Below are 12,459 nucleotides of genomic sequence, written 5' to 3'. Positions count from 1 at the left end.
AGATATTAAACATCTTATTTCCTCCTCAAAAATTCCAAGTGACTTCCTTTCAGGCAAGATTTGCTGATGAAGTCTATTATTCGTTTTTTTTATGACAGAACCGTCTTTGCAGCGGGCAGTTGGTTGTTTTTTTTGGTAAAAATATTTTTAATAATGATACTGCTTGTGGCTTTATTTTTGTTTAAGGGTTAATACTAATTTTTTATCTTCTTAACTATTTTTGTAGGTCGTGAGTGCTTTCAGTCGCGGTCATGTGTTTTGAGCAGGCAATAAAAAGCCTTCGGCAGGGCGAAGGCTTTTCTAGGGCAGGAGGCCGAACAGTTTTATTGTGCAGCGGGTGCTTCGGGTTCAGTTAAAGAGCCGCCTGATTTGTTTACCATATATACAACGGCACGTTTGACTTCAATATCATCCAGCTTGGTGTCACCACCTTTGGCAGGCATGGCGTTAAAGCCTTCAAGTGAATGCTTGAACAGGGTATCTTCACCAGCTGCTATGCGTGGAGCCCAAGCGGCGTTATCACCAATTTTGGGGGCGCCAGCCACGCCAGCGGCATGACAGGCCATGCAAAGTTTGTTGTACAGGGCTTCACCGGTCAGTAATTGTTTGGGGCCGGTTTCTTCGGCTTCTGTTACGATGGTCACGTTGTACAAGGCTACTGGCGCGATACGGGCGGCAATGGCCTCATGAGACATGGCATCTGAGCCGTAACCAACCCTGGGTGTTGTATCTACCAGCTTTACCAGCAGGATGATCGCGATGACAGGCACCAGAAACGCCAATCCTACAACGAGGATAAGTTGCTTGGGTGATTTGATGGGACTTTTGTGTTCTTCGTTGTGTACTGTTTGTTCGCTCATGGATCAAATCCTAAGGTTTTTTGTTTGCGCAAATACGAGTGGGTAATGAAAACCGGTCATTTAGTATGGTTAATCAGATTATACTTACTAAAGGTACACGGGGGATTATAGTGATGAATTATAGCGACACTATCTGAATTTTGTATGAATTCCAGCAATTTAACCCCTTAAAATGCTGTTTTTACGTGCCTTTTATGACAACACTCCTGTTTTTTTCTTGCCCTGTCTTATCTTTTAAACAAAAATTTTGTTAAATGGTAGCGATCATCAATATTAATAAGGTACAATTGTTGGTTCTGTCAGTCTCCGTAGTTCAATGGATAGAATGAGAGTTTCCGAAGCTCTTGATACAGGTTCGATTCCTGTCGGAGACGCCAAATGAATATTTTTTTATTGTTCGATACCGCATTAAAAACCCCTGTTTTCTTTATGAAAGCAGGGGTTTTTTTATACTCATGTTGTTGAGTAAAGTTGGCAGAGTGTTGTTTAAAATGTTATCGCGAATGGTACTATGGTACTTGTCTTATTTAAAAAGTGTAATTTTCAGGCTTGCTTTCAGGCCAACTGTAAAGTCTGTTTAAGTTGATATTGACATACCTTAAGGATTACAGTAAAAAATTGAAGCAGCGGAAACAACTTGAGCCCGTTGAGAAATGTCCTGAGCAATTTGTCGACATTAAGAATGGCATGGCCAATTTCACATAAGAAGCAAAAACAATGAATCGATTTGTTGGTTTTTTCAAATCACTAAGCGGTATTGGCTTAATCCTTGGTGTTTTATGCTTTGCAGCCTCGCTTACCCCAAGCCTGATTCCCAGGGACTATGTTACGCAAGGTGTGCTTTCGGGCCTTGCTTTTGGTGCCGGATATGGCATAGGAGCGCTAGTGCGCGCGCTCTGGCGCTACATGGAGTTGCCAGGCTTGCCTTCGGGCGTGCTGAAAGTTACAACACCCGTCTTAAGTCTTTTTTGCCTGGTGCTTTTGGCAACATCGTTGTATCACACAAAAACCTGGCAGAACTCCGTCCGGAGCGTGGTAGGCATGGACCCCGTTGAAAGCGGGTATCCAACCAGTGTCTTTATCATTGGGCTTTTAACCTTTGTCGTGCTGTTGCTCTTGGCACTTGCATTAATCAGTTTCGGAAAATTCCTTACTAACAAGGTCTACAACTTTTTCCCCCGGCGTGTGTCTGTAGTTGCAGGTATTGCGCTTTCTGTTTTCCTTATTATCACGCTCACCAATGGCGTTTTGGTTGAGTATACATTCCGGGTGCTGGACAAGTCGTTTGAGCAGTATGACGCATTGCTCGAGCCAGACCGGCCCCAGCCGCTTATTGCTGAACGGTCCGGCAGTCCAGATTCAAAGCTTGATTGGCGCGAGCTGGGGCGTGCAGGCAGGGAGTTTGTTTCATCCGGGCCAACCGCGGCTGACATTAGCGCGTTCAGCCAGCAGGAAGCCATGGAACCCATCCGGCTTTATGCAGGCTTGCAGGTTGCCGAGACCCCAGAGGAACGTTCGCAGCTTTTGCTGGAAGAGTTGATACGCGTAAAAGCCTTTGACCGTTCAGCCCTGGTCATCATCACCCCCACAGGAACAGGCTGGGTTGACCCCTCTGCAATGGACGGATTAGAGTATTTGCTTAATGGTGATATCGCAAGTGTTGCCTTGCAATATTCCTACCTTAATAGTCCGCTTGCCTTGGTATTTCAACCTGAAAGCGGGCTTGATTCTTCACAGGCCCTTTTTCGGACTATTTATAATTACTGGAAAGATCTCCCTGCCGGCCAGCGACCCAAACTCTATCTTCACGGGCTCAGCCTGGGTGCTTTCCATTCTCAACGGTCATTAACTTTTTTTGATATTCTCAGCGATCCTATTAGTGGCGCCGTCTGGAGCGGCCCGCCCTTCCCGAGCGAAATGTGGCGGGAATTAACCAATGAACGTGAAGCAGGCTCTCCAGAATGGTTGCCTGTTTATCAAGGCGGGAGGTTCGTTCGATTCATGAATCAGGACGGCACCTTCAATAATGAAAGCTCCCAATGGGGTGATCTGCGCTTTGTTTATTTGCAGTACGCAAGTGATGCGATTACTTTCTTTGAGAAAGACCTGTTTTACCGGGAAGCAGACTGGATGAAAGCACCACGGGGGCCTGATGTGTCCCCATTGCTTAAATGGTATCCGGTGGTCAGCATGTTGCAGTTGCTGGTTGACATGCCTTTGGCTGATACCGTGCCGATGGGATATGGACACGTTTATGCACCCGGGCACTACCTGGATGCCTGGCTGGAAGTAACAGGCATTGACACTTGGTCTGCCGAGCGCATTCAGGCGCTCAAAACAAGGCTACTCAAGAAAACTGAAACCGGCGATGGCTATGAATCTCGCGGAGGATAAACGTCTGTTTGCCATCGTGGCCAGGCATGGCGGCTTAAGCTGTCTTGCCAGCGTATGTCCTGGATTGAACAGCGTTTCCCGGTTTCATGAAACAAGTTACCCCTTCTATATTTAAAGGATATTTACCATGTCTTTACTCACCAAGGCTTTACGCAAAACCGCCGCTGCCACTCTTATAGCAACCATGCTTGCGGGCACCGCTGCACAGGCTTGCACCCGGTTGGTTTATCACGGCGTCAATGACCAGATCATCACCGCCCGCTCAATGGACTGGAGTGTAGATGTGGAAACCAATCTGTGGGTATTCCCCCGGGGTATGGAAAGAACGGGCCAGGCTGGAGAGAACTCCCTGCGCTGGACTTCAAAATATGGCAGCGTGATTGCATCGGGTTATGACATTTCAACGACAGACGGCATGAACGAAGCCGGTCTGGTAGCCAACTTGTTATGGCTGGTTGAATCAAGTTATCCTGAATTTGATAAAAACAGCGCACCGGGCCTGACTATTGCTGCCTGGGGGCAATATATTCTGGATAACTTTGCCACAGTTCAGGAAGCGGTTGATGAACTGCGTAAGCAGCCTTACACCATTGTCTCCCGCGACGTACCGGGACAGAACAGGCTGGCCACGTTACATCTGGCCATCTCTGATGCCAGCGGTGACAGTGCCATCGTTGAATATATTGATGGCAAGGCGGTGATTCATCACAGCCCTAAATATCAGGTTCTAACCAACTCGCCCACTTTCGAGCGTCAACTCGCCCTGCATTCATATTGGACCGAGATAGGGGGTACAGTCATGCTGCCGGGTACCAACCGCGCTGCTGACCGCTTTACGCGCGCTGCCTTTTATGTAAACGCCATTCCTCGTGAAGAAGATCCTCGCAAGACCATCGCCAGTGTGTTCAGTGTGATTCGCAACGTGTCTGTGCCATTTGGCATCAGCACACCAGACCAGCCCAATATTTCGTCAACCCGCTGGCGCACCGTGGCTGACCAGAAACGCATGCTGTACTTTTTTGAAAGCGCACTTACCCCTAACGTTTTCTGGGTAGAACTCAATAATATTGATTTTTCTAAAGAAACCGGTAAAGTCAAAAAACTGGATCTTGGTCCAAATCAGGCTAATCTTTTCTCGGGCGTGGTAAATGATAAATTTGAGGAATCCAAACCTTTTGAGTTTTTGGGTCTCTGATTATGTCAATTCGGGATATAAATTAGCATATTGCGACATGTTTTATAAAAATCACAGAGAATATATTAATGTCTAAATTTTATCAAAGGCGCTACTTGCGAAAACGCGATGCTTGCATTTCAATCTTTGCCTGCGTCTTTGCCCCATCAATCGTTAATGCCCAGGATGCTGGTTGGCAGGGGCAAATTACCCCTTATGTCTGGGCAACCGGGGTGGGGGGGCATGTCAAGCCTGTTTCCGGGGCACCCACCATTTCATTTGACCGTTCCTTTTCAGAAACATTAAAAGACCTGGATGCCGCTTTTTTTATTAACGGATTTGCAAGAAAAGAGCGGTTCGTTCTGGCAGGAGACCTGTTGTATTCCAGCCTTTCCAAGAAAGGCACGGTTTCTCCGGGTGTTTCAGCCAAGGCCAAGATGCGCATGGCATCGCTTACGTTACTCGGCGGGTACCGTGCCATTGAGGATTCATCCATGGCACTTGATGTCATGGCGGGTGCACGGGTTTGGCATACGCGCGCTTCTCTGAGTGTTCCGGTGATTGGTGAACAGCGGTCCAGCACCCATAATTTTATTGATCCGGTGGTCGCAGTGCGTGTTAATTTCAGTCTTAGTCCAAGCTGGTCCATGCTGGGATATGCTGATGTTGGCGGCTTTGGAGTGGGTTCTGAGCTGACCAAGCAGTTTGCCCTCAGCGTCAATTATCAAGTGAATGAAAACATCTATGTTTCAACTGGATATCGTCATCTTGACCTCGATTATAAGGATAAGGGAATGCGAATTGACACAAAATTGACAGGGCCATTTTTTGGTTTTACCTGGAAATTTTGAGACTGGCCATGTACTGGTTCAAGAATGAAGCGATCTTTTTGATTTTAAAGTAATTATATTTGGAATAATACTAGCTATGGCATGTACACGAGTGGTTTATTTGGGCGAAGAGCAGCAGATTATTACTGCTCGCTCAATGGACTGGAAAATGGATTTGGGCACCAATCTATGGGCATTGCCCCGTGGGGTGAAACGGGAAGGGCAGGCAGGCGCAAACTCTCTTTCCTGGGAGTCCAAGTATGGCAGTCTGGTTGCCACGGGTTATGATATTGCCACCACTGACGGGCTCAATGAAAAAGGCCTGGCAGTTAACCTGTTGTGGCTGGTCGAATCAGAATACCCGGCATTTACGCCGGAAAGCAAACCCGGCTTGAACATTTCCCTGTGGGCGCAATACATGCTGGATAGTTTCGCCACGGTCGATGAGGCCGTCAAAGCACTGGAAAAAGAACCCTTTACCCTGGTCACCGATCAGGTTCCGGGGCAGGGCCGTCTGGCGACTTTGCATCTTTCGTTGTCGGATGCCTCCGGAGACAGCGCCATTATTGAATATATTGGTGGCAAGCAGGTGATTCACCATGACCGGAAATATCAGGTCATGACCAACTCTCCCACATTTAATGATCAGCTGGCGCTTAACGCTTACTGGAAACAAATTGGCGGCACCGTGATGTTGCCGGGTACCAATCGGGCGGCGGACCGTTTCGTGCGTGCTTCGTTTTATGTGGATGCCATCCCGCAAAAAGCGCCGATTGCCGACTCCTTGGCCAGTATGTTTGGGGTCATCCGGAATGTTTCGGTGCCTTATGGTATTGCTTCTGAAACAGAGCCGAACATATCGTCAACCCGCTGGCGAACCGTGGTTGATCACAAACATTTGAATTATTTTTTTGAATCGGCGTTCAGTCCCAACACTTTTTGGGTAGACCTGAAAAAAATCGATTTTGGCATGGATCCATCCAAAGCCCTGAAGCTGGATTTGGGACCCATGGCAAGCAAGGTGTATGCAGGCGAAGTCTCGTCCTCTTTTGAACAAGCCCAGCCATTTGCCTTTTTGTCAGCGGGTGCTGGCAAATAGCACCGTGCAGTAGCACAGGTGCTTAGATATCCGGTTTTCTCCGGATACGCTTTTGGCCTGACCCCAAAAAACTGGACATGTTTTCAGTTTTTTGGGGTTTTTTAATATTGTTCAAGTGCGCGATAAGCCACGCCATTTATTTGACCAATGTGCCTGCCGCTTCCAGATAGGCTTTACCTTTGGTTTTTGCCGTATTGGTATCCATGGTTTCCGAAGCAATGTGCACTGCTTCCAGGTTGTCGGCCATGGTATCTACTTCTTCTTTGATTTTTGCAATGGCATTTTCTATGGTGTAGGTTAACTGGTGGATTTTGGCCATGTTTTCAGCTGTCAGGTCCTGTTCAAGTATGCCGCTGAGCTTTTGATTGTATTCTGAAAAGTTGGCAACAGCCTGGGCCAAGGTTTCGGAGGGTTCTCCTTTGAAGTGGGGAGCCCGCTCGTTTGCCAGCGCACCGGTGGAAAGCATCAACCCAAAGCCCAGTACTGCTGTCTTCAATAGTTTTTTCATAAAAATCCTTCTTGTTTTGAGAAGATAATGAGAATCATTATCAACTATATTGATATGCTATTGAACCTTTCTGAAGATTGTTTTGATTAAAATCAATAAAACTTAATTTAAGAGATCCGTTTTTTACAGGCAGGAAAAAAACTGGATTTGGTAGAAATATAGTCAGCAAAGCAATATTTCATAATTCTGGTTTTTTCTGTTGAGCTGGTAAGTCATTGGTTTTACAAATTAAATTTGTTGTTGACAATTTTATGACAAAGTAGAATAATCCCATCCTGTACGTACAGCCTGTGCGTACAGGATGGAGTTCAGCAAGCCATGGGTGGCCAGTCATGAGCGGTCGGATTTCATGTTTATTCACCAAGTAAATTCATATTCTTAAACCAAGTAAGGCTGGGTCGGTAAATGACACAAGAGCGTTCCACATTTCCTATGTTCAAGACAATGCTTAAGATCCCTGGAGGGTTAATGCTTGTCCCTCTGATTTTGGGTTCCATTCTTGGCACCTTTGCACCCGAGGTGTTGGGTATTGGCAGTTTTACAACGGCCTTGTTTAAAAACAGTGCAATGCCATTTATTGCCTTGCTGATTTTTGCCACGGGCACCCAGGTCAATATGCGTACCGGTGGCCCCATTCTGGCCACGGCAGGCACGATTCTTTTTTGTAAAACCATTATTCCTGCCAGCCTGATTGTATTGCTGGGTACGTTTGTGGGTCTTGATGGTATTTTGGGGGTATCCGTTCTTGCCCTGCTGGCCGCCTTTGATAACAGCAATGGCGGCCTGTGGCTGGCCTATACCGGGCAGTATGGTGATAACCGTGACCGCGGCGCATATGTTGCCAGTGCGGTTAATGATGGCCCGTTCTTCAGCCTGTTGTTCTTGGGTGCATCCGGCCTGGGCGACATTCCCGTGATTGCGCTGGTGGCTGCCCTGGTACCGTTCATTCTGGGTGTGATTGTGGGTAATCTGGACGTGCAGTGGCGTAAAACGCTGGAGCCGGTGCCTAATATCGTGATTCCGTTTTTCGCTTTTTCCCTGGGTACCGGCATTAACCTGAGTGCGATTGTCAGCGGTGGCATGACAGGTATTGTTCTTGGCTTCCTGATCAGCCCCATCACCGGCTTCCTGGTTTATCTGGGCTATAAATACGTGTTGAAACGTGGTGGCAAAAGCGGTATCGGCTTTGCCGCGGGTACTACCGCCGGTAATGCCATTGCAACACCGGCCATCGTGGCGGCTGCCGATCCGCGTTTTCTGGTGTATGTGGAAACAGCGACCGCACAGGTTGCCGCATGTGTGTTGATCAGTTCCATCATGGCGCCCGTGCTGGCTTCCTGGTTCCTGAAAAAGTCCGCTGAACTGAAGCCGGTAGAGGATGCCACCATTATTGCCGATGACGGCCTGGCAACAGACGGTGTCGTTAAATTATGAAACCTGAAATAGCCATCATCGCCGATGATCTGACCGGCGCGGGTGATTCCGCCGTACAGTTTGTGCGTTGCGGCTGGGAAACCCAGTTGTATGTCGGGGGCTCCAAAGAAGCCTTTTCCCAGCCAGGTATTCATGCTGACGTCGTGTCGATCAACAGTAACAGCCGGGGCTTGGCGGCAGAGGCAGCCGCTCAGGCGGTTGCCAGCGAAATCAGGACGCTCAAGGCATATGGGGTTCGTTATTTATTCAAAAAGGTCGACTCTACCTTACGTGGCCCGTTTCTGGCAGAGATTGACGCCGCAAGGCAACACTGGCATGACAATGCGGTGGCTGTGGTCTGTCCCGCTTTTCCGGCAACCGGTAGAACGGTTGAAGCGGGCGTGTTGCTGGTCAATGGCGTTCCCGTAACCGAAACATCGGCAGGCAGTGATCCGGTTACGCCCGTTACGCAAAGCCATATTCCCAGCCTGCTTGGCTGCACTCTGATCAGTCCACAGCAAAGCGATACGGCGGAAACGCTGGCTGAAAAAATCCGTCAAAGTGGTCATACGGTTGTCGTGGATGCCGTCACCAATCAGGATCTGAAACGTTTGGCCCGGGCCATTGTGCTCTTGGGTGAACAGGCGTTGCCCGTTGGTGCTGGCGGACTGGCCATGGCCATGGCGGCAGCATGGGCCCACCGTATGGATCAGGAAGGGATTGTGCTGGCTGTCGTGACCTCCCAGCATAGTGCCACCCGCAGGCAAGTGCGGGTATTGCAAGAGCGTGGTGGCCTGGTCATGTTGCCCACGCTTGAGGTCTTGAATAATCAGGCGGCCTTTGATGACTGGAAAAGCCAGGCGCTGGACAGTTGCCGCCAGGCTTTGCAGAAGGGCCAACAGGTCGTGGCCCTTGTGGCGCCAGAGGGGCAGTATCCCGGTTTATCCCCTGAAATGGTGGCATGGCGGCTTGCCCGGTTTGCGCTGGATATTGTCAATACGTTTAATGTCAAAGGAATCATCGGAACCGGTGGTGACGGTGCGGAACAGGTCATGAAAGCCTTGCAGGCAACTGGCATTCGTCTGCTTGATGAGGTTTCTGGCGGTGTGCCCTTGGGTACCCTGATTGGTGGCGATTATGCCGGTATGCCTATTGTAACGAAAGCAGGCGGTTTTGGTGCCGACGACATATTGATTCAGGCGGCAGAAAACCTGATGGAAAGGAAATTTAAATGAGTGAAAAAAGATTGCCCGTTTTGGCGGTAACCGTTGGTGATGTGGCCGGTATTGGCCCTGAAATTACGGCAAAGATGTTGCTGAATCACCCTGAACTCAGGCAGAAAGCAAAATTTGTGGTGATTGGTGATGTGGCCGCCTTGCGCAAAGCGGCGGCAGGTTTGAATGTGGATGCCGGCAAGGTGCGCGAGATCCAGTCTCCGGCACAGGCCAGCAACGAAGCGGGCACCATAGAAGTGATTCAGGTTGGCCCGTCACTGGAAGACGTTGAGTTGGGCAAGCTGGATGCCCGGGCCGGTGCCGGTTCGGCATTGTTTGTGATGAAGGCCTGCGACTTGGCCCGTAAAGGCGAAGTTGATGGCATCGTGACTGCCCCCCTGAACAAGGCTGCCATGCATTTGGGTGGATACAAATGGCCCGGCCATACCGAACTGCTGGCCCATGAGTTTGGGGTGAAAAACTATTCACTGGTGCTGTCGGCCGGTGATTTGTATGTGTTTCATGCAACCACTCACGTTTCCCTGCGTCAGGCCATTGAAGACACCAATCCCAAGCGCATGGATGACATCCTTGAACTGGTTCATGCCTTTTCCAAGGCCCTGAATCGTCAGGATGAGCCGATTGCCGTGGCCGGTTTGAATCCCCATGCCGGAGAAAACAATATTTTCGGTACCGAAGATAGTGCCATCCTGACACCTGCCATTGAAAAGGCAAGGGCGGCAGGCATTAACGCTGTGGGTCCGATTCCGGCCGATGCACTTTGGCCCCAGGCCGTGCGTGGCAAGTGGAAATTCCTGGTTGCCTGTTATCATGACCAGGGTCATGCTCCCTTCAAGGCGGTTTACGGAGATGATGGCGTGAATATTACGGTAGGCTTGCCGGTGGTGCGTGTTTCGGTTGATCACGGTACGGCATTTGATATTGCCGGTAAAAATATTGCACGCGAAGACAGCCTGATACTGGCTGCAGAACGTGCCGCCAGCCTGTCCCTGGGCTGGTCAACCGTTTGGGAAGCCGCCTCCCGCACCGAGGCTTAAATCAATTACCGGAGGAATCGTGCTGTATCTGGAAAAACTTTCAGACGAAAATAAAGGCAAAAATGCGTTGTACAAGCAGGTGGTGCAAAGCCTGAAACAGGCTATTACCAATAATCAATTGCCACCTGGCAGTGCGATTCCCAGCGAAAATGCCTTGAGCGCACACTTTAATGTGGCCCGCAGTGTGGTGCGCCAGGCCCTGGCGATTCTGGTTGAGGATGGTTATATCCTTAAACAGGCGGGACGCACGTCGGTGGTTGCGCCTCGCGTCAAGCACCGGCGTAATTTGCAAAACTCCCTCAGTCTTCACTCCCAGCTTGAAGACAAGGGAGTAACGCTCAGAACCGAAGTCTTGCGTTTGGAAAAAGGCGTGTTTCCCGATGCCGTGGCCGGGTTTTACGGGGCTCCGGATGGGTTATTGCTTGAGCGGCTGCGTTATATCAATGAAGAGCCCATCTCTTATGTGCAAACCTGGTTGCCTATTGAATTTAACACCTTGACGCAGGCGGACCTGACTAATGATTCGTTGCACCAGCAGCTACACAAACAGTTCAATCGTAAACCTGAACAGGGAAGAAACCAGATTCAGATTGTTGCCGCTGATAAAAAACTGGCGGCTTACCTGCAGGTTAAAAACAATAGCCCTTTATTGCAATTGCAGGCCAGTTACTATGACCAGCACGGTTTACCAATGGAGTGGTTTACCGCTTGGCACCGTGAAGACAAAGTGGTGTTTGATATTGCCGTTGATGCTTCGTTGGAAAACAAGATTCAGGTGAAAAACTTTCAGCGCGTGCTAAAGTAACCGCTTTTCAATCATTCTCGTTATTTATCCTGCCATGACCCAGTTAGTGCCTGTCCTTTCCTTTGCCCATCAGCTCTTAAGACAGGTGGTGCAGCCGGGTGATGTGGCGGTAGATGCCACCATGGGTAACGGACATGATACGGTGGTGCTGGCCCAATGTGTGGGGGGCAGCGGCAAGGTGTATGCGTTTGATATACAGGAGCGGGCCTTGCATAAAACACGGCGTCGCCTGCAGGCAGCCAGCTTGGATGATCAGGTTGCGTTGATTTGCGAAGGCCATCAGCACATGCATAAGCATGTGCGGCAGGCCTTGTCGGCGGTGATTTTTAATCTGGGCTATTTGCCGGGTGGCAACAAGGCGCTGACTACCCAACCGGATACCACGCTGGCCGCCATTACCCAGGGCCTGGCATTGTTGCGGCAGCATGGTTTGTTATTGCTGGTTATTTACCCGGGCCATGAGCCAGGCAGAATAGAGCAGGAAGCCATTGAGGCTTTGGTAACCGGTCTGGACCAGCAGTATTTTCAGGTGTTGCGCTACCAGTTCATCAACCAGAAGAATAATCCTCCTTATTTGCTGGCTATCGAGAAACTGCAGGTTTAGAGGTGTGACAGGGTTTCCTGGGCAGACTGCGTGAGTTGTTCTTTGAAAGCGGTCCTGGCCTTGATTAAATATTCATCATTGAAATGGGCAATTTTTTTATTGCTTCTGCCATCCTTGATCTGGCTGATGATATAGCTGCCTCTGGCGCAATGCCGAAGAATCAGCAAGTCATATTGCAGGGCGCTCTTGGGATTGTAGTGCTTGAAGATTTGGGGGATGCCTTCTTTCAGGCCTTTTTCACTGAGCCAGCCAGAGCGGGAATAAAATTCGGGATTGGCCTCTTTTTGGCACGGTAGGGCCAGGTTTATATAGAAAGGATTGTCTTTATGAACGCGGTCATCAAAATTTCTGTACAAATAGGCTTGTTCCATGGGACACCCATATAAATCAAAATGTTATGTGGGCATTATCCTTGGCTTGTGTTAAAAAACGGTGACAGTTTCCAAGTGGAAACGTTTTCGCGGCAGGTGTTGCATTGTTGCCTGCCGCGTTTTATTGTT

The 12,459-nt window shown here is 49.2% G+C and carries 12 protein-coding genes and 1 tRNA gene; 10 read left to right on the top strand and 3 right to left on the bottom strand.

Going from position 1 to position 12,459, the window contains the following annotated elements:
• Positions 1–323: 323 nt before the first annotated feature.
• Positions 324–860, bottom strand: coding sequence for a c-type cytochrome (locus ACM5Q9_RS08235; protein WP_418144252.1), 537 nt, complete (start codon positions 858–860; stop codon positions 324–326).
• A gap of 302 nt (positions 861–1,162) precedes the next feature.
• Here ACM5Q9_RS08235 and ACM5Q9_RS08230 point away from each other — a divergent pair.
• From ACM5Q9_RS08230 to ACM5Q9_RS08210, 5 genes are all read left to right on the top strand, one after another.
• A tRNA-Arg gene (locus ACM5Q9_RS08230) sits at positions 1,163–1,237 on the top strand.
• Positions 1,238–1,577: 340 nt separating this feature from the next.
• Positions 1,578–3,254, top strand: coding sequence for an alpha/beta hydrolase (locus tag ACM5Q9_RS08225; protein ID WP_418144251.1), 1,677 nt, complete (start codon positions 1,578–1,580; stop codon positions 3,252–3,254).
• Positions 3,255–3,381: 127 nt separating this feature from the next.
• Positions 3,382–4,449, top strand: a complete 1,068-nt coding sequence (locus ACM5Q9_RS08220) for a linear amide C-N hydrolase (RefSeq protein WP_418144250.1) — start codon at positions 3,382–3,384, stop codon at positions 4,447–4,449.
• Positions 4,450–4,517: 68 nt separating this feature from the next.
• Entirely contained in the window at positions 4,518–5,279 is a 762-nt protein-coding gene (locus ACM5Q9_RS08215) for a hypothetical protein (RefSeq protein ID WP_418144249.1), read from the top strand.
• A 76-nt stretch (positions 5,280–5,355) separates the two neighbouring features.
• A complete protein-coding gene (locus ACM5Q9_RS08210; RefSeq protein WP_418144248.1) occupies positions 5,356–6,357 on the top strand; it encodes a linear amide C-N hydrolase in 1,002 nt (333 codons plus the stop codon).
• 136 nt (positions 6,358–6,493) lie between these two features.
• Here the strand turns inward: ACM5Q9_RS08210 and ACM5Q9_RS08205 are convergent, their stop codons facing one another.
• Entirely contained in the window at positions 6,494–6,865 is a 372-nt protein-coding gene (locus ACM5Q9_RS08205; protein WP_418144247.1) for a DUF6746 family protein, read from the bottom strand.
• 405 nt (positions 6,866–7,270) lie between these two features.
• Here ACM5Q9_RS08205 and ACM5Q9_RS08200 point away from each other — a divergent pair, with 405 nt between their 5' ends.
• The 5 genes from ACM5Q9_RS08200 to ACM5Q9_RS08180 are packed head-to-tail and all read left to right on the top strand — an operon-like array spanning position 7,271 to position 11,959.
• Positions 7,271–8,299, top strand: coding sequence for a 2-keto-3-deoxygluconate permease (locus ACM5Q9_RS08200; protein ID WP_418144246.1), 1,029 nt, complete (start codon positions 7,271–7,273; stop codon positions 8,297–8,299).
• Positions 8,296–9,513, top strand: coding sequence for a four-carbon acid sugar kinase family protein (locus tag ACM5Q9_RS08195; protein ID WP_418144245.1), 1,218 nt, complete (start codon positions 8,296–8,298; stop codon positions 9,511–9,513). The genes ACM5Q9_RS08200 and ACM5Q9_RS08195 overlap by 4 nt, the downstream gene beginning before the upstream one ends.
• The gene (pdxA, locus tag ACM5Q9_RS08190) at positions 9,510–10,550 is read left to right on the top strand and encodes a 4-hydroxythreonine-4-phosphate dehydrogenase PdxA (protein WP_418144244.1); all 1,041 of its coding nucleotides are present in this window, start codon (positions 9,510–9,512) and stop codon (positions 10,548–10,550) included. The genes ACM5Q9_RS08195 and pdxA overlap by 4 nt, the downstream gene beginning before the upstream one ends.
• 19 nt (positions 10,551–10,569) lie before the next feature.
• Entirely contained in the window at positions 10,570–11,355 is a 786-nt protein-coding gene (locus ACM5Q9_RS08185) for a GntR family transcriptional regulator (RefSeq protein WP_418144243.1), read from the top strand.
• Positions 11,356–11,389: 34 nt separating this feature from the next.
• Complete coding sequence (locus ACM5Q9_RS08180; protein WP_418144242.1) at positions 11,390–11,959, top strand: class I SAM-dependent methyltransferase; 570 nt, start codon at positions 11,390–11,392, stop codon at positions 11,957–11,959.
• Here the strand turns inward: ACM5Q9_RS08180 and ACM5Q9_RS08175 are convergent.
• Complete coding sequence (locus ACM5Q9_RS08175) at positions 11,956–12,330, bottom strand: hypothetical protein (protein WP_418144241.1); 375 nt, start codon at positions 12,328–12,330, stop codon at positions 11,956–11,958. The genes ACM5Q9_RS08180 and ACM5Q9_RS08175 overlap by 4 nt on opposite strands.
• Positions 12,331–12,459: the final 129 nt, after the last annotated feature.

Origin of the sequence: Advenella sp. RU8, assembly GCF_048381675.1 — a bacterium.
Lineage (GTDB): Bacteria > Pseudomonadota > Gammaproteobacteria > Burkholderiales > Burkholderiaceae_B > Advenella.
This window is presented reverse-complemented; position numbering and strand designations above follow the sequence as displayed.